Annotated in this window: 19 protein-coding genes and 1 riboswitch; of the genes, 15 read left to right on the plus strand and 4 right to left on the minus strand. The window is 59.9% G+C overall.

Annotated features, from left to right (window positions below):
* Positions 1-78: 78 nt before the first annotated feature.
* A riboswitch (cobalamin riboswitch) is annotated at positions 79-284 on the plus strand.
* Positions 285-458: 174 nt separating this feature from the next.
* From HWX34_RS08250 to HWX34_RS08275, 6 genes are all read left to right on the plus strand, one after another.
* The gene (locus tag HWX34_RS08250; RefSeq protein WP_178971806.1) at positions 459-2,294 is read left to right on the plus strand and encodes a TonB-dependent receptor domain-containing protein; all 1,836 of its coding nucleotides are present in this window, start codon (positions 459-461) and stop codon (positions 2,292-2,294) included.
* 68 nt (positions 2,295-2,362) lie between these two features.
* Positions 2,363-2,887, plus strand: a complete 525-nt coding sequence (gene cobU, locus HWX34_RS08255) for a bifunctional adenosylcobinamide kinase/adenosylcobinamide-phosphate guanylyltransferase (RefSeq protein WP_178971807.1) — start codon at positions 2,363-2,365, stop codon at positions 2,885-2,887.
* Positions 2,887-3,762 (plus strand): cobalamin-binding protein, encoded by an 876-nt coding sequence (locus HWX34_RS08260; protein ID WP_178971808.1) that lies wholly within the window; start codon positions 2,887-2,889, stop codon positions 3,760-3,762. Before cobU ends, HWX34_RS08260 begins: the two co-directional genes overlap by 1 nt.
* A gap of 21 nt (positions 3,763-3,783) precedes the next feature.
* On the plus strand, positions 3,784-4,011 hold the full coding sequence (locus tag HWX34_RS08265) for a hypothetical protein (protein WP_178971809.1): 228 nt from the start codon (positions 3,784-3,786) through the stop codon (positions 4,009-4,011).
* Positions 4,008-4,319: a cell division protein ZapA gene (locus tag HWX34_RS08270; RefSeq protein ID WP_045845836.1), complete on the plus strand. Its 312-nt coding sequence runs from the start codon at positions 4,008-4,010 to the stop codon at positions 4,317-4,319. Before HWX34_RS08265 ends, HWX34_RS08270 begins: the two co-directional genes overlap by 4 nt.
* A gap of 297 nt (positions 4,320-4,616) precedes the next feature.
* Positions 4,617-5,237, plus strand: a complete 621-nt coding sequence (locus tag HWX34_RS08275) for a 5-formyltetrahydrofolate cyclo-ligase (RefSeq protein WP_178971810.1) — start codon at positions 4,617-4,619, stop codon at positions 5,235-5,237.
* Positions 5,238-5,384: 147 nt separating this feature from the next.
* On the opposite strand, the gene HWX34_RS08280 is transcribed toward HWX34_RS08275, so the two are convergent.
* A complete protein-coding gene (locus HWX34_RS08280; protein ID WP_178971811.1) occupies positions 5,385-5,534 on the minus strand; it encodes a hypothetical protein in 150 nt (49 codons plus the stop codon).
* 129 nt (positions 5,535-5,663) lie between these two features.
* Here HWX34_RS08280 and HWX34_RS08285 point away from each other — a divergent pair, with 129 nt between their 5' ends.
* Together HWX34_RS08285 and pip are read left to right on the plus strand one after the other, a co-directional pair.
* Complete coding sequence (locus HWX34_RS08285) at positions 5,664-6,122, plus strand: EVE domain-containing protein (RefSeq protein WP_178971812.1); 459 nt, start codon at positions 5,664-5,666, stop codon at positions 6,120-6,122.
* Between the two features lie 20 nt (positions 6,123-6,142).
* Entirely contained in the window at positions 6,143-7,084 is a 942-nt protein-coding gene (gene pip / locus HWX34_RS08290; RefSeq protein WP_178971813.1) for a prolyl aminopeptidase, read from the plus strand.
* A gap of 142 nt (positions 7,085-7,226) precedes the next feature.
* Here the strand turns inward: pip and HWX34_RS08295 are convergent, their stop codons facing one another.
* Positions 7,227-7,403 (minus strand): hypothetical protein, encoded by a 177-nt coding sequence (locus HWX34_RS08295; RefSeq protein ID WP_178971814.1) that lies wholly within the window; start codon positions 7,401-7,403, stop codon positions 7,227-7,229.
* A gap of 278 nt (positions 7,404-7,681) precedes the next feature.
* On the opposite strand from HWX34_RS08295, the gene leuS reads away from it, so the two are divergent.
* The 4 genes from leuS to HWX34_RS08315 all read left to right on the plus strand — a co-directional run bounded on the left by leuS (position 7,682) and on the right by HWX34_RS08315 (position 12,415).
* Entirely contained in the window at positions 7,682-10,300 is a 2,619-nt protein-coding gene (gene leuS, locus HWX34_RS08300) for a leucine--tRNA ligase (RefSeq protein WP_178971815.1), read from the plus strand.
* A 106-nt stretch (positions 10,301-10,406) separates the two neighbouring features.
* Positions 10,407-10,949: an LPS assembly lipoprotein LptE gene (lptE, locus tag HWX34_RS08305; RefSeq protein ID WP_178971816.1), complete on the plus strand. Its 543-nt coding sequence runs from the start codon at positions 10,407-10,409 to the stop codon at positions 10,947-10,949.
* Positions 10,930-11,934 carry a DNA polymerase III subunit delta gene (holA, locus tag HWX34_RS08310; protein ID WP_178971817.1) on the plus strand — a complete coding sequence of 335 codons (1,005 nt, stop codon included), beginning with the start codon at positions 10,930-10,932 and terminating at the stop codon, positions 11,932-11,934. Before lptE ends, holA begins: the two co-directional genes overlap by 20 nt.
* Positions 11,935-12,115: 181 nt before the next feature.
* Positions 12,116-12,415 (plus strand): hypothetical protein, encoded by a 300-nt coding sequence (locus HWX34_RS08315; RefSeq protein WP_255496628.1) that lies wholly within the window; start codon positions 12,116-12,118, stop codon positions 12,413-12,415.
* Positions 12,416-12,495: 80 nt separating this feature from the next.
* Here the strand turns inward: HWX34_RS08315 and HWX34_RS08320 are convergent, their stop codons facing one another.
* Positions 12,496-13,284: a lytic transglycosylase domain-containing protein gene (locus tag HWX34_RS08320; protein ID WP_255496629.1), complete on the minus strand. Its 789-nt coding sequence runs from the start codon at positions 13,282-13,284 to the stop codon at positions 12,496-12,498.
* Positions 13,285-13,396: 112 nt separating this feature from the next.
* Here HWX34_RS08320 and HWX34_RS08325 point away from each other — a divergent pair, with 112 nt between their 5' ends.
* The 3 genes from HWX34_RS08325 to ahpF all read left to right on the plus strand — a co-directional run bounded on the left by HWX34_RS08325 (position 13,397) and on the right by ahpF (position 16,335).
* On the plus strand, positions 13,397-13,792 hold the full coding sequence (locus HWX34_RS08325) for a YidB family protein (RefSeq protein WP_255496630.1): 396 nt from the start codon (positions 13,397-13,399) through the stop codon (positions 13,790-13,792).
* Positions 13,793-14,067: 275 nt separating this feature from the next.
* Positions 14,068-14,637 (plus strand): alkyl hydroperoxide reductase subunit C, encoded by a 570-nt coding sequence (gene ahpC / locus HWX34_RS08330; RefSeq protein ID WP_178971818.1) that lies wholly within the window; start codon positions 14,068-14,070, stop codon positions 14,635-14,637.
* A 147-nt stretch (positions 14,638-14,784) separates the two neighbouring features.
* Entirely contained in the window at positions 14,785-16,335 is a 1,551-nt protein-coding gene (gene ahpF / locus HWX34_RS08335; RefSeq protein WP_178971819.1) for an alkyl hydroperoxide reductase subunit F, read from the plus strand.
* Between the two features lie 83 nt (positions 16,336-16,418).
* On the opposite strand, the gene HWX34_RS08340 is transcribed toward ahpF, so the two are convergent.
* Positions 16,419-16,928, minus strand: a complete 510-nt coding sequence (locus tag HWX34_RS08340) for a YcnI family protein (RefSeq protein WP_255496631.1) — start codon at positions 16,926-16,928, stop codon at positions 16,419-16,421.
* Between the last annotated feature and the right edge of the window lie 103 nt (positions 16,929-17,031).

Raw genomic sequence — 17,031 nt, forward strand, 5'->3', positions numbered from 1 at the left:
CCGCCATGGCATTGGCATTGCTTGTTGCATATCAAGACTGTTCGTGCCAAATCGCCGCGGTTTAGCGGCAATCTGCCGTATAATCGCTGCCGGACAGGTGTCCGGATTTGCGTGATCCGGATGAAACGGGAAGCCGGTAAAAGCCGGCGCTGCCCCCGCAACGGTAAGGTCTGGCTGGCGCATGCCGGCCCAGTTGTCGCCATTGCCACTGTTGCCATGTGCAACGGGAAGGAGCGACAGCGCAAGACTAAGCCCGGAGACCGGCCTGTCCCTTATCGTCTGCTGAATGGCAGGCGGTCGCTGTACATCGCGGGGAGGCGATCTGGCAAACAGCAGGCGGGCCCATCGGGCCGTTCCGGTGTCATCCATTCTCAATGGCGCAAGCCATCCTCTTCGCACTTCTTGTGGCTGTGGCAGCGTTTGCCCGGCTGGTTTCATGTTTCTGGAGTGTGTGTTTCATGTTCAAAGCCCGACAATCCCTGTGGCTGCTGGTGTTGGCCAGTGCCGCCCAGGCCGACGCTCTGCCCGTTTTTCAGGGCGATGAAGTGGTGGTGACAGCTACCCGTCAGCCGCAATCGGTGGTCAAGACCCTGTCGGATGTGTCGGTGATCACCCGTGAAGACATCGACCAGTCTGCCGCCACCAATCTGCCGCAGTTGCTGGCGCGGGTGCCGGGCATCGAAGTGGTCAGCTCGGGGAATGTCGGCAGCCAGACCAGTCTGTATCTGCGCGGCAGCAATGCCAACCAGACCATCGTGTTGCTGGACGGCATGCGTATCGTTTCGGCCACCAGCGGCACCACGGCGCTGGAAAACATCCCGCTGGACAGTATCGACCGTATCGAAGTGGTACGCGGCAGCAGCTCCAGCCTGTATGGCGCAGATGCCATTGGCGGGGTAGTCCAGATCTTCACCCGTCAGGGCAGTGGCGCACCGCGCTTCAATGCCGCACTGGGGTTCGGCGATCACGGTCTGGTCAAATCCTCCGCCGGTGTCAGCGGCAAGGTGGACAATACCGCCTTCAATCTACAGATCAACCAAGAGCAGACCGACGGTTTCTCCGCCACAAATCCGCAAAGCAGCAGCTACAACGCCGACCGCGACCCCTACCGCAACCTGTCCTACAACGCCAGCCTCACCCAGAGCATTGCCAGCGGGCACGATGTTTCGCTGCAATTGTTCCAGATCATGAGCAAGCTCGACTACGACGGCTACCACAGTACCGGCGAGGATTTGCAGCGTAGCCGCCAGACTGGCGCAGCCCTGGAATCCAAAAACAGGTTCAACGACATTTGGACCAGCACCCTGCGTTACAGCTACACCATGGACCGCCAGGAACACTGGAATAACGGAAATCTGAGCGCCCGGGTCGACTTGTACCAGACTGCACAAAATGCCGTGCTGTGGCAAAACGACCTGCAAACTGCCTGGGGCAAGCTGCTGGCCGGTGCCGAATACACCGAACAACATGTGGACAGCAGCACCTCCTACGACGCCCATGCGCGTAGTAACAAGGCAGGTTTTCTCGGTTATAGCGGCGAGTTTGGCCGCCATTTGCTGCAAGCCAGTGCCCGGCGCGACCAGAACGAACAGTTCGGCGGCAAAACCACCGGCCAGCTGGGCTATGGCTACCGGCTGACTGATGCCCTGATTGCCCGTGCCAGCTATGGCACCGCCTTCAAGGCCCCGACGTTTAACGATCTCTACTACCCCTACGATGGCAGTTATTCAGGCAACCCCAAGCTGAAACCGGAAACCTCACACAACGGTGAATTAGCCTTGCAGTACAAGGACAATGGCCGCTCGGCATCGTTGACGCTGTTCCGCAACAGCATCAATAACATGATTGCCATTACCTCCGACTACAGCACCGTGACCAATATCAGCCAAGCCACCATTCAGGGCGGCACGCTGGCCGGGGCCGTGGCAACGGGTAACTGGGACCTGTCCGCATCCGCCACGTATCAGGACCCCCTGGACAACGCCACCCACCAGCAACTGCAACGCCGTGCCCGTGCCTATGGTCAACTGGCGGCTGCCTATGACTGGGGCAAGGTCACTACCGGGGTGGAGTGGCAGCTGAGCGCCAAGCGGCGGGATACCACCGATAGCGGCAGCAATGTCTGGCTGGGTGGCTATACACTCACCAATGTGTATGCCAATTACCGCTTTGCCCGCGAGTGGACGGCTACCGTCAAGCTGAGCAATCTGTTTGGCCGTCAGTACACCACCCTGTACGGTTACAACACCGCCGGGCTGGGTGGCTTTGTCGGTGTCAGCTACCAACAGAAATAAACCGGCACGCCCATAGGCGTGCATCTCCCGGCCGCGTTGCGGCGCAGCCGGGTGTTCAGGAAAACACCATGACCCACCTGATCACCGGCGGTGCGCGTTCCGGCAAAAGCCGCCATGCAGAACACCTGGCCATCCAGCATGGCGGCCCGGTTTGCTATATCGCCACCGCTGAAGTGCGTGACGAAGAATTTGCCGAACGGGTGCGTCAGCATCGCCTGCAACGGCCAGCGCATTGGCAAGTGCAGGAAGCCGGGCGTGATCTGGCCGGCTTGATTCTGGGCCACGACCAGGAAGATGGCCTGTTGCTGGTGGACTGTCTGGGCATGTGGCTGATACGCTTTTTTGGCCCGGACGATAGCTTCGACGAAGTGGAATTCGCCCGGCAGCGCCAGTGGCTGCTGGAAGCCATCGACGCGGTACAGGGCCGCTTGCTGCTGGTCACCAATGAAATCGGCTGGGGCGTGATGCCGATGAGCCGCATGGCTCGCCTGTATGGTGACCTGCTGGGGCGGCTGAACCAGGACGTTGCGGCCCGCTGTCAGCATGTCACCCTGGTGGCCTGCGGTCTGCCCTTGTCGCTCAAGGGCGGCTGATGCTGCGGCGTGCATTTGCCCTGTGGCTGCTGTTGTATGTTGGACTGGCCCAGGCGGCAGTCAGTGCGCCCGATGCCAGTGGCAAACTGCTGACGCTGCCACTCGCCGCACAACGCATAGTATCGCTGTCACCGCATGCCACCGAAATGTTGTACGCCATCGGTGCTGGCCCACGGCTGGTGGCCACGGTGGACTACAGCAATTACCCGCCGCAAGCGCGTGCCCTGCCGCGCGTGGGCGGCTATAGCGGCATCAGTCTGGAAGCGGTACTGCGCCAGCGGCCCGACCTGGTGGTGGCCTGGCAGGACGGCGGCAACCTGCGCGAGCTGGAGCGCTTGCGCCAACTGGGCGTGGCCGTGTTCATCAGCCATCCCTTGCAACTGGACGACGTGGCCGCAGAAATGCAAAGCCTGGGCCGCCTTACCGGAACGCAGGCCACGGCTGCCACAGCGGCCACCGCCTACCGCCAGCAACTGGCTGCGCTGCGTCAGCGCTATGCCCACCGCACCCCGGTCAGCGTGTTCTACCAGATCAGTGCCACCCCCATTTTTACCGTCAGCCAGCGCAGCTTCATGGGTGCCATGATGCAACTGTGTGGTGGGCGTAATGTTTTTGGCAGCCTGGGGCAAGCAGCACCGCAAGTCAGCATGGAGGCGGTTGTGGCGGCCCGGCCACAGGTAATCCTGGCCGCGCGGGCGGATCTGCTGCGCATGTGGGATCGTTGGTCGGCCCTGCCGGCGGTGGCGGCAGATACCCGTTACCTGCTGGATGAAGACTTGCTGACCATTCCGGGGCCACGTTTGCCACAAGGCGCAGCGGCGTTGTGTGCCACGCTGGACACAGCCAGGCGCAGACTGGGTTTGACGCTGGACTAGCTGGCCGTTATCCTCGCCGCCATGGACAAGGAACTGGAATACCTCGAATCCCGCGTGCAGGCCCTGATTGGCCGCATCAAGGAACTGGAAACCCAGAACGGCCGTTTTGCCCAGGCGCTGGCTGAAGCGCTGAAGGAAAACGCCGAGCTGAATTTCCGCGTGAACGAAACACGCAGCCGCGTGGCCGCGCTGGTAGAACGTCTGCCTAAGGCGGATGAGCCGGAGCAGGCTGAAGGAGAGGCAGAATGAGCGATATCGTGCAGGTCGACATTGAACTCCTGGGCCGTCATTTCACCATCGGCTCACCGGTGGATGAGCGTGAAACCCTGCTGGAGGCAGTACGTCTGCTGCAAGGCAAGATTGACCTGATCCAGCAGCACGGCAAGGTAATGGATGCCGACAAGATCGCCATCATGGCCGCTTTGAACATTGCCCATGATTTGTTGCGTACCAAAGTGGGAGAGGGCTTGGAAATGGCTTCATTCCAGCGTAAAATACGCAACATGAGCGAAGCAGCTGATACAGCGCTTCGCGAAAGCCAGCAAGCCCTGTTCTGATTTCTTGGTATCAGGCAGGAACTGGCAGACACCCAGATCAGTTTATCCCCTGCGGTGTTCGTGAAGGCTAACAATTCCTTTGTACCAATGCGTTCGCTTTTGGCCGCCAGCGTGAGTCACGGGTGTGTCGCGTCCCTTCTTGAGGATGCGCCCGAAGTGACTGGCAGGTAGCCCTCCCTGGAAACAGGGTACAAGCGAATTATGCCCAAACGACACTCGCGGGGGTCTCCCTTCCACGACCCGGCGCATCTTGCTCCGGGTCGTTTTCATTTGTCCCTTCATTGTCAGGCTTGCGCCATGCCCACTCCCGACACTGCCGTTACCGACAAGATAGCCCTGCGCAAGACCGTACGTCGCCAGCGCATGGCCTTGACGCCCGCCTACCGTGCACAGGCCATGCGCGCGGTGGCGCGCCATGCCAACCGCTTATTGCGGCGCGGGCGGCGCATTGGCGGCTATCTGGCGGCCGGTTCCGAGCTGGATGTGGAAATCCTGCTCAGTACCGCGCTACAGCGCGGTGCCAGCGTATGGTTGCCGCAGATTCCCGCCCGTGGCCGCCGCATGTGGTTCTCGCGTCTGACGGGTGATGGGCGGTGGTATCGCCATGCACGCTACGGCATCGTGGAGTTTGACGGCCCCTGCTTGCGGGCGGAAAAGCTGGATGTGCTGCTGGTGCCATTGCTGGCGGTGGATGAGGACGGTTATCGCATGGGGCAGGGCGGCGGTTTTTACGATAGCAGTCTGGCTTTCCGGCAGCGGCCGCGTCGCTACGGCAAGCCCTTGCTGGTGGGCGTGGCTTACGATTGCCAGCGGGTAACGCAGGTGCCGCGTGAAGCCTGGGATGTGCAGCTGGATTATCTGCTGACTGAACGCGGCCTGCACCGCTTTGTCCGTCGCCCGAACGCCCAAGCCTCCTGACGGAGGCTTGGCGGGGCATGGTGGCGAAGGCTGTTTAGCGCGGCTAACAAAGTAGCATGGCGTCGCTGGGGCAAGGCGCGCCGATGCCGACAGGACATGGGCAGGGCAAGGAGACGTAGCGCAGCAGCAGGTTTTTGTTAGCGGCTGTTAGTGATCCCAGTGGTGGCCGTGGCCGTCTCCAGGTACCACCACCATCGGCATGATGACCTCCGGACCACGGTAGCCTCCACGTGGTGGTACAACAACGCAGGCGCTCAAGGCAGTGGCCAGCAATACGCCAATCAACAGGCTTTTCATGATTATCTCCGGTGAACAAAGGCCTGACGGCCAAGGTTGTTTGTCTGCTTTCAAGCATAATCGAGCACAGCTGCTGCAAGATGGCGTAAATTGTTAAGACCACCTTCCATTGATTAACAGACATTGCTCATGCGTTATTGGCTGATGAAGTCCGAACCGGACGAGACCTCGATTGATGACCTGATGGCCGCGCCACAGCGTGCCTTCGAGTGGACCGGCGTGCGCAATTACCAGGCGCGCAATTTCATGCGTGATGACATGCAGCCCGGCGACCGGGTGCTGTTCTGGCATTCCAGCTGTGCCGAGCCGGGCATTGCCGGCCTGGCCGAGGTGGTGGGCAGTGCTCATGCCGACTCCAGCCAGTTTGACCCGGCCAGTCCGTATTTCGACGCCAAATCCACGCCCGAAGCCCCGCGCTGGCAGTGCGTGGATGTGCGCTTCCTGAGCAAGACGCCGCTGCTGAGCCCGGCCCTGCTGCGGCAGCACCCGCCGCTGGAGCAGATGCAGGTGCTCAAAAAAGGCAACCGCCTGTCAATTACCCCGGTCAGCCAGACCGAGTGGGAATACATCACCACCCAGCTTTGCTGAGGCAGTCTGTCTGGAGCGCAATGCTTTATCCGCCGATTGAACCATTCAGCCAGGGCATGTTGCCGCTGGATGGTCTGCACCAGATGTACTGGGAACAATGTGGTCGGCAGGATGGCCAGCCGGTGCTGTATCTGCATGGCGGGCCGGGCGATGGTTGTGCGCCGATGAGCCGGCAGCTGTTCGACCCCTGGTTTTACCGTGCAGTCTTGTTCGATCAGCGTGGCAGTGGCCGTTCGGTGCCGCGTGGCGAACTGCGTGACAACACCACCCAGCATCTGGTGGCTGACATCGAACGCTTGCGCGAGCATCTGGGCATCGAGCGCTGGCTGGTGTTTGGCGGCTCCTGGGGCAGCACGCTGGCGCTGGCCTATGCACAGGCGCATCCGCAGCGGGTGCAGGGCTTGATCCTGCGCGGGATTTTCCTGGGGCGGCAAAGTGAAATCGACTGGTTCATGCATGGCATGCGTCAGTTTTATCCCGAGGAGTGGCAGCGCTTTGTCGCGCCGATTCCTGTGGCCGAGCGGGACGATTTACTGCAAGCCTATTACCGCCGCCTGACCGACCCCGATCCGCAAGTACACCTGCCGGCCTGCCGGGCTTGGGGGCGTTATGAGGGGGCTTGTGTGGCCATTCGCCAGAATGCCGACGCCATCGAGCGGGCCAGCAGTGAATATGTGGCGCTGTCGCTGGCACGGCTGGAGGCGCATTACTTCGTGCATCGCATTTTCCTGCCCGAGGCACAATTGCTGCAGCAGATCGACCGCATCCGCCATATCCCGGCAGTGATCGTGCAGGGGCGATACGATGTGGTATGTCCGCCAGTCACCGCCAGCGAACTGGCCCAGCACTGGCCGGAGGCTGATTTCCAGCTGGTGGAAATGGCCGGCCATTCGCTGTGGGAGGGGGGGATCTTGCAGCTGTTGATGCAGGCGCTGGAATCCTTCAAATTGCGGCTGCTCTGAACCTGCGGCCCAGGTGGCAGTCAGTAAATAGATGAAAACATCTTTGCGCTTGTTGCTGCTGTTGTGCAGCCTGTTTACCACTCCGGCTACCTGGGCTTATACCGATGAAGGCCGGCTTCCCTTTATCGGCTAGCCGGGTGAATTACCGGCCGAACTGGCCCTGCGCTTTGTAAGGCAGCGGCTGGGACAGGATGGGCAGATCGACTATCCGCATTTCCAGCTTATTCAGCACAGCCCTGCCCCGGATTTCAGCCGGGCCGAGATCACCCTGATTCGCGATGGTTTGCAAGACGACAGCGTCAAGGCGATACGGCAGCAATTGCAGCTACGCCGTCGCGATGGTCGCTGGGAGATTCACGCCATTGATGAAGATTTTTCCTGCTATCGGGGGGCGGCAGGCTGGACCCGCCGCCTCTGCCCCTGAGGCCGTGGCGGCTGCTGGCAAGCGTTTGTTTTTGTGCGGCTCTTATCGGCAAGGCCCTCTGGCCGCTATAATGGGCCGATTGAATTTGTGACGGACTGCCCAAGCAGCCCTGCCTGGCGGGGACTTGGGCAGTCCGCCCTTTTGTTTTCAAGCCATTCCAGACAAAGATCACCATGCAAGAAACCTATAGCCCGCGCGAAGTCGAAGCCGCAGCGCAACAGAAATGGCAGCGCACTGCCGCCTTCAAGGCCGTCGAAGACGCCAGCCGCCCCAAGTACTACGCCTTGTCGATGTTCCCCTATCCGTCCGGCAAGCTGCACATGGGCCATGTGCGCAACTACACCATTACCGACGTGCTGGCCCGCTTCAAGCGCCTGCAAGGCTTTAACGTACTGCAACCGATGGGCTGGGACGCTTTCGGTCTGCCGGCCGAAAACGCCGCCATGAAAAACGGCGGCGCTCCGGCAGCCTGGACCTACGCCAACATCGACTACATGAAGACCCAGCTGGACAGCCTGGGCTTTGCCCTGGACTGGGAGCGGGAGCTGGCCACCTGCAAGCCCGACTACTACCGCTGGGAGCAGTGGCTGTTTACCCGCCTGTTTGAAAAAGGCGTGATCTACAAGAAAAACGGCGTGGTGAACTGGGACCCGGTGGACCAGACCGTGCTGGCCAACGAACAAGTGGTGGACGGCCGTGGCTGGCGCTCCGGTGCCGTGGTGGAAAAGCGCGAAATCCCGATGTACTACTTCGCCATCACCAAGTACGCCGACGAGCTGCTCACCAGCTTGGACACGCTGGATGGCTGGCCGGAACAGGTCAAGACCATGCAGAAGAACTGGATCGGCAAGAGCCACGGTTCCGACGTGGTGTTTGCCTACGACCAGGACAGCATCGGCCATGGTGGCGAACTGAAGGTGTACACCACCCGTCCGGATACCCTGATGGGCGCAACTTACGTTGCCGTGGCAGCGGAACACCCGCTGGCTACCCAGGCTGCGGCCAATAATCCGGCGCTGCAGGCTTTCATTGCCGAATGCAAGGCAGGTTCCGTGGCCGAGGCTGACGTGGCCAAGATGGAAAAGAAGGGCATGGACACCGGCCTGTTCGTCATCCATCCGCTCACCGGTGCCAAGCTGCCGGTATGGGTAGCCAACTACGTGCTGTGGGGTTACGGCGAAGGCGCGGTGATGGCCGTACCGGCGCATGACGAGCGCGACTTCGAATTCGCCAACAAGTACAGCCTGCCGCTGCTGCAAGTGTATGCCCCGGTTGCCGGTGACCATGCTTTCGATGCTACCCAGTGGCAAGACTGGTATGCCGCCAAGGACGACAGCGTACGCACCGTCAACAGCGGCAAGTACGATGGCAAATCGTTCAGCGAGGCCTTTGATGCCATCGTCGGCGATCTGGAAGCCAAAGCCGCTGGTCAGAAGAAAACCCAGTACCGTCTGCGCGACTGGGGTATCTCCCGTCAGCGTTACTGGGGCTGCCCGATTCCCATCATCCACTGCCCGACTTGTGGCGATGTGCCGGTACCGGAAAAAGACCTGCCGGTCGTGCTGCCGGAAAACGTGATTCCGGATGGTGCTGGCTCTCCGCTGGCCAAGATGCCGGAATTCTACGAAACCAGCTGCCCCAAGTGTGGCGGTGCCGCCAAGCGCGAAACCGACACCATGGATACCTTTGTGGAATCCAGCTGGTACTACGCCCGCTACGCCAGCCCCAAGTGCGACACCGCCATGCTGGACAAGGCAGCAGCCGACTACTGGCTGCAAGTGGACCAATACGTGGGCGGTATCGAACACGCCATCCTGCACCTGCTGTACGCACGTTTCTTCCACAAGCTGATGCGTGACGAAGGCCTGGTATCCAGCGACGAGCCGTTCAAGAGCCTGCTGACCCAGGGCATGGTGATCTGCGAAACCTTCTACCGCGAGCTGCCCAATGGCAGCAAGGACTGGATCGCCCCGCAAGACGTGGTGCTGGAACGTGACGCCAAGGGCAAGATCACCGGCGCCACCCATCGCGTGGATGGCCTGCCGGTAGTGGTGGGTGGTGTGGAGAAAATGTCCAAGTCCAAGAACAATGGCGTGGACCCGCAGGAATTCATCGAGAAATACGGTGCCGATACCGCGCGTCTGTTCATGATGTTCGCCGCTCCGCCGGAGCAAAGCCTGGAATGGTCCGACGCTGGTGTGGAAGGTGCCTTCCGCTTCCTCAAGCGCCTGTGGAAACTGGCCAAGGAGCATGCCGACGCTGGTGTGGTGGCTGCTTATGCCGGTGGCGAGCTGAATGCCAGCCAGAAGGAGCTGCGCTTCAAGCTGCACAGCACCATCCAGAAAGTGGCCGACGACTATGGCCGTCGTCAGCAGTTCAACACCGCCATTGCTGCGGTGATGGAGCTGCTGAACACCTACGACAAGACCGACCGCAGCGATGCCGCCGGCCGTGCCGTGGCACAGGAAGTGCTGGAAAGCGTCACCTTGCTGTTGTCGCCCATCGTGCCGCACATCACCGACGCCATCTGGGCGGTATTGCAGCCGGGTAGCGAGCTGCTGGCACAGGCCTGGCCGAAGGTGGACGAGGCCGCGCTGGTGAAGAGCGAAATCGAAATGATGGTGCAAGTGGCTGGCAAGCTGCGTGGCAGCATCACCGTGGCGGCCGATGCGGCCAAGGACGTAATCGAAGCCGCTGCACTGGCGCACGAAAACGTGCAGAAGTTCATGGAAGGCAAACCGGCCAAGAAGATCATCGTGGTGCCGGGCCGTCTGGTGAACATCGTCGTGTAAACCCCGGCCTGCCCGAAAGCGGGCGGGCCAGCAATCCTGCCGGTCAGCTTTTCCTCCCCGTTGCCGTGGGGCAGGGCCTGACCGGCTCCTGTTACGGAGAACAGGCATGAAGCGAATCCTGCGCGGACTGGTCCTGAGCAGCCTGGTGTTCCTGCTTGGCGCTTGCGGTTTTCATCTGAAGGGCATGGGTGGCAACGTTCGCCCACTGCCGTTTGGCAGCGTGTATGTGGATGATGGCAGTGGCAAGCTAGGTGGCGTGCTGCGCGAAACCCTGGCGCATAACGACAAGCTGATCGTTCTTTCGGCCCCCAAGCAGGCCGAGGCCGTGGTCAGCGTGCTCAAAGAAACCCAGTCCAAGGATGTTTCCACCATCAATAGCGGCGGCAAGGTCAACGAATATCAGCTGAGCTACAGCGCAACGGTGCGTACCGTCATTAACGGCGTGCCGGTTGAGCCGGATATGGATATCTCCGTACGTCGTTACATGAATTACTCCGACAGCGACGTGCTGGGCAAAGAGCAGGAAGAAAACCTGCTGTGGAACGACATGCGTCACGATGCTGCCGAGCAACTGGCCCGTCGCCTGTCTTACCTCAAGCGTCCGGCTGTGCAAAGCCTGAAGCCAGTCAATGCCCAGCCTAAGCCCTGATGCACTGACGGCGGCGCTGGACAAGGGTCTGGCACCGCTTTACCTGGTTCATGGTGAGGAAACCCTGCTGGCGCTGGAGGCTTCCGACAGCTTGCGTCAGCATGCCCGTGACCAGGGTTATCAGGAGCGGGAAGTGCTCACCGTGGAAGCGGGCTTTGATTGGTCGCAATTGCGTGATGCCATGAGCAGCGTCTCGCTGTTTGCCAGTCTCAAACTGCTGGAAATCCGCATTCCCGGTGGCAAGCCGGGGACTGAAGGTGGTGAGGCGCTGCAACAACTGGCCGCCATGCCACCGCAAGACACTATCACCCTGATCACCCTGCCCAAGCTGGAGAAGGCTCAGCTGCAATCGAAATGGTTTCTGGCCCTGGAAAAAGCCGCCGTGGTGGTGGAAGCCAAACCGGTCGGGCGGCATGAGCTTGCCGGCTGGATTGCACGCCGTTTGAAACGGCAACGGCAGCACCTGTCCGCTGAGGCCCTCAGCTTTTTTGCCGACCGGGTGGAAGGCAATCTGCTGGCGGCGCGGCAGGAGGTAGACAAGCTGGCCTTGTTGTATCCGGCAGGAGAGCTGAGTCTGGAGCAACTGCGTGAGGCGGTGGCCAACGTGGCCCGGTTTGATGTGTTCCATCTGTCCGAAGCCTGGTTGTCCGGTGATGCTGCCCGCGTGGAGCGTATGCTGGAAGGCTTGTTGGCTGAAGGTGAGTCTCCGGTGCTGGTGTTGTGGTCGTTCACCGAGGATGTGCGCATGCTGCTACGCCTGCGCCAAGGCCTGAAAGACGGGCGGCAGCTGCGTGATCTGGCGCGCGAGCTACGGTTGTGGGGTGACAAGCAGCGCCTGGCCGAGCCGGCCTTGCGTCGTATCGGCCCACGCAAGCTGATGACGGCCTTGACTGAATGTGCGCGGATAGACCAGCAAATCAAGGGGGTAGCCAGTGGCGATCCCTGGCACGCATTGCGCGGTCTGGCCATGTTACTGGCCGCATGATGCAAAAAAAATACAGTCATTTGAAACGGTCAGCGCAAGCTGGCCGTTTTTTTTCAACTGACTTTGCATTTAATCTGTTTTGTTTAAATTTCTTTTAAACAAGTATTGAGATTGCACAAGGCCTGCCCTATGATAAGTATGACTTAATACATTTTAAACAAAATAACATAAAGAATAAGGCATGATGCAAGACGAGGGAGTTCTCAGCGTGGCTGTTGCAGGTGAACACCGTACCCGCAGCAAAATCGTTCTGGTTGAAATCATCCACCAGACACTGGATGTACTGTTAACGGCCGAAGAAGCACGCCTGGTGCATTGGGATGGCCGTATCCTGCGGGTTCACAAGCTGTCCTCACGCAAGGCCAATCAGATTCTGCATGCGCCGGATGCCTATCCGGGATTCCTGGGGGTATTTGATCATCGCGCCCGCTATCGTGATCTGGCCGAGCCGCTGGGCGATATTGTGGGCGTACAGCTGTAGTCCTCAGCGCTGGCTGCGCACATGGCAATAAAAAAGACCTGCGATTGCAGGCCTTGATGGCGGGATTGCTTGCCCGGTATTTACAGCGCAGATGCCTGCGTATTGCTCAGGGCCGCAGGCAGCAACAGCTTTTTGTTGCGCAAAACGCTGCCAGGCAGGCTGTCACGGCTGTTGGCTCCGCTGCGTTTCTGGTAGGACGCCAGCACCTTGGCGACGTAATCGCGCGTCTCTTCATAAGGTGGAATGGTGTTGCGATACTTCTGCACCGCCCCTTCGCCGGCATTGTAGGCGGCAATCACCAGCGGCAGGTCATTGTTGAACTGGCTGAGCAGAAAACGCAGGTAGCGCGCACCGGCACGCAGGTTTTGTCGCGGGTCATCCAGCCTGCTGACACCAAAGCGCTCACCGGTGGCCGGAATTACCTGCATCAGGCCAATGGCACCCTTGGGAGACACCGCCTGCGGGTTGTAGCCGGATTCCACCGTGACGATGGAGTGCAGCAGATTGGCATCCAGTTTGAATTCGCGGGCAGTCTGATCAATCAGCGTCTTGTATTGGGCCGCCAGGTGCGGGTTGACCACCGGGGCCGGTACGGTTTTCAGGCCGTCCACTCGTGGCGCGGGCGGACGGTTGTCGCCACTCAGCGTTGCACCCAGGCCAGGTGTGGTGGCATCGTCCAGCGCCGTATTGCTGTTACTGCCCGATAGCTGGTTTTTCTGATAGAGCTGATAGCGCTCGTCCACCTGCCGGTTGGCAAGGTGAACCTGGCCTTGTTCATCGACAAAACCGTAAAGATCGGCATGTACGCTGTTGGCAGCAAAGCAGGCCAGCAAGGCCAGAAGCCCGTTCAAAAAGCGCAGTTTTTTCAAGATCAGCCAGTAAGAATTGGTAAAGTAGGCGCTATTGTACTGATTTTTCTATGCTATTTGGCAAGAAAGAATTGCTGAACACATTTTAAAGCAGTTTTGCATGAGAGGACGAATGATGAGCTTGTTTGATCAGTTGGGTGGTTTGCTGGGTGGTCAGAGCAATGACATGGCCGGGGCGGTTGCCGGCTTGCTGGAGCAGCACGGCGGACTCTCCGGTTTGCTGGAGAAGTTCAATAGTGGCGGCATGGGCGAGCTGGTGTCCTCCTGGGTGGGGAGCGGCAGCAATCTGCCGGTATCGGCCGAACAGATCCAGCAATTGCTGGGCAATGAACAGTTGGGCGCGCTGGCTCAGAAGTTTGGCCTGGACCCGCAACAGCTCAGCCAGGGCCTGGCTGATTACCTGCCGCAGGCCGTAGACAAGCTGACGCCGGATGGCCAGTTGCCGCAAGGTGGAGATCTGCTGTCGCAGGGGCTGGGCATGGTGCAGGGCTTTTTCAACAAATCTTGAACAAACCGCCGTGACTTCCCTCGCAAGCCGCCTTTTCAGGCGGCTTTTTGCTGTGCTGGCCGTGGTATGACGGCAACAATTCAGCTATGTCTGACTGTGCAATTCTGCCTTCAGGCGTAAAGGCAGAGTGTGTTTTATGAATAGCAATAGGAAATTTCTATTTTTAACATTTAAACAATCAAGTGGATCAATTGCCACGGCATGCTTAAGATGCACCCATCGAATGCAAACGCAGCCAAAACTGCACTTTCTTATTTCACCGACTGGAGAAAAACATGTCCGTATCGCTGATCAATACCGAAGTAAAACCGTTCAAGGCAACCGCTTTTCACAATGGCAAATTCGTTGATGTCAGCGATGCCGACCTGAAAGGCAAGTGGTCTGTCGTGTTCTTCTACCCGGCTGACTTCACCTTCGTCTGCCCGACCGAACTGGGCGACCTGGCTGACAACTACGCTGAATTCTCCAAGCTGGGCGTGGAAATCTACTCCGTTTCCACCGACACCCACTTCACCCACAAAGCCTGGCACGACAGCTCGGAAACCATCGGCAAGATCAACTACCCGATGATTGGCGACCCGACCGGCATCATCAGCCGCAACTTCGGCGTGATGATTGAAGAAGCTGGCCTGGCCGAACGTGGTACTTTCGTGATCGACCCGCAAGGCAAAATCCAGATCATCGAAATCAACGCCGGTGGCATCGGCCGTGACGCTGCCGAACTGCTGCGCAAGGTAAAGGCTGCCCAGTACGTAGCCAGCCACCCGGGTGAAGTGTGCCCGGCCAAGTGGAAAGAAGGCGAAGCAACGCTGGCGCCTTCGCTGGATCTGGTTGGCAAGATCTAAATCACACCCTGGCGCCGTACCGCAGGCCTGCGGTGCGGCCCACCGGGGCGGTCGTCTCCTGATCGCCCCCACCCCTACCACCCGATTGCAGCGGCAAGCTGTTGGCAGCGCATGAGCTTGCCAGTGCAATTGCCTGAGGATATTCCCATGCTCGACACCACCATCAAGACCCAACTGACTGCTTACCTGGAAAAACTGCAACAGCCGATCGAACTGATTGCCAGCCTGGACGATAGCGCCAAGGCGCAGGAAATGTTCAGCCTGTTGCAAGACATTGCCAGCCTGTCGCCCAAGGTGACGCTGAACAGCAATGGCCAGGCCGCGCGTCGCCCGTCCTTTGCCATTGCCCGTCCGGGTGAGGCTGGCCGTATCGAGTTTGCCGGCATCCCGATGGGCCACGAATTCACCTCGCTGGTGCTGGCTCTGCTGCAGACCGGTGGCCATCCGCCCAAGGTGGACGAGGACACCATTGCCCAGATTCGCGGCCTGCAAGGCAGCTACCAGTTTGAAGTGTTCGTCTCGCTCAGCTGCCATAACTGCCCGGACGTGGTGCAGGCCGTCAACCTGATGGCGGTGCTCAACCCCAATGTGCGTAGCGTGATGATTGACGGTGGTGTGTTCCAGCAGGAAGTCACCGACCGCCAGATCATGGGTGTGCCGGCCATTTATCTGAACGGCGAACAGTTTGGCAGCGGCCGCATGGGCCTGGAAGAAATCATCGCCAAGCTGGATACCGGTGCCGTGGCGCGCGAAGCCGAGAAGATTGCCGCCAAAGAGCCGTTTGATGTGTTGATTGTCGGCGGTGGCCCGGCTGGTGCTGCTGCTGCCATCTATGCGGCACGCAAGGGCATTCGTACCGGCGTGGTGGCCGAGCGTTTCGGTGGCCAGGTGCTGGATACGCTGGCGATTGAAAACTTCATCTCGGTGCAGGAGACCGAAGGCCCCAAGCTGGCGATGGCACTGGAACAACACGTCAAATCCTACGATGTGGACGTGATGAACCTGCAACGCGCTGCCGCCCTCAAACCGGCGCAGAACGGCCAGCTGGCCGAGGTAACGCTGGAAAGCGGTGCCGTACTCAAGAGCAAGGCGGTGATTGTGGCCACCGGTGCGCGCTGGCGCGAAATGAATGTGCCGGGCGAGGCCGAATACCGCGCCAAGGGCGTGGCCTACTGCCCGCATTGCGATGGCCCGCTGTTCAAGGGCAAGCGCGTGGCGGTGATTGGCGGCGGTAACTCTGGTGTGGAAGCTGCCATCGACCTGGCCGGCATTGTCACCCATGTCACCCTGCTGGAGTTCGGTGACAGCCTGCGCGCCGATGCGGTATTGCAAAAGAAGCTGCACAGTCTGCCCAATGTGCGCGTCATCACCAATGCTCAGACTACCGAAGTGACCGGCGACGGTCAGAAAGTAAATGGTCTGAGCTATCAGGAGCGCATTACCGGGGAAACCCACCATGTGGCACTGGAAGGCATTTTTGTACAGATCGGCCTGCTGCCCAATACCGACTGGCTGAAAGGCAGCGTTGCCCTGTCGCAGCGTGGTGAAATTGAAGTGGATGCCAAGGGCCAGACTTCAGCCGAAGGCGTGTTTGCGGCCGGCGATGCCACCACCGCACCGTACAAGCAGATCATCATTGCCATGGGCGAAGGTGCCAAGGCCAGCCTGGCTGCTTTTGATTACCTGATCCGCAGCTAAGCCCTGCTGCAATCAAGCAAAAATCCCCTTGGGTCCGCGATGGACGCAAGGGGATTTTGTCATCGGTGACGCTTGCTGCACTGTCAGTGCTGGTGTGCCTCACCCGGCGGGGTGACTTGCAACACCGCGGCGGGGGACTTCAGGCTGTGGGCATCCTGGCCTTCGGCCGGAATCTCCACCCAGTTGGTGCTGCCCTGCGCGCATTGCTGCTTCACCTTGAAGAACAGCTTGCCCGGCTGGGCAGCAATGCGGGTCTGGAACACGAATTCATCGTAAAAATCAGCCGGCAGATTGCCACCGCTCCAGCTGATGCGGCTGACATCTTCCTTCACCAGCGTGCCATGATTGTCGAACGGCTTGACTGCGGATTTTTCCACTTGCACCTGCCAGCCGGCCTTGGGCATGGGGCGGGCCAGCTGTGCACCTGCCGGCAATTCCACGCTGATGCCGGTGGTGGGACTGCCATCGCAGCCATGGCCCACTTTCAGCACGGCCTTGTAATAGCTGCCGCTGGCGGCAGTCGGGGTTTCCAGCGTGACGTGTGCCTGTGCGCTGGCGGCCAGCAGCAGGGCAAGGAGGGCGAGCTTCTGCATGATTGATTCCTGGATGAGAACGGTTATCAGCCATGGATTGTAAGGGAAGCCCATACGCTGGCCCTGCGACATCTTGTCGCAGTCATGGCTGCCTCGATGTGCT

The organism is Aquitalea sp. LB_tupeE (genome assembly GCF_013391415.1).
In the GTDB taxonomy this organism is placed as follows: Bacteria; Pseudomonadota; Gammaproteobacteria; order Burkholderiales; family Chromobacteriaceae; genus Aquitalea.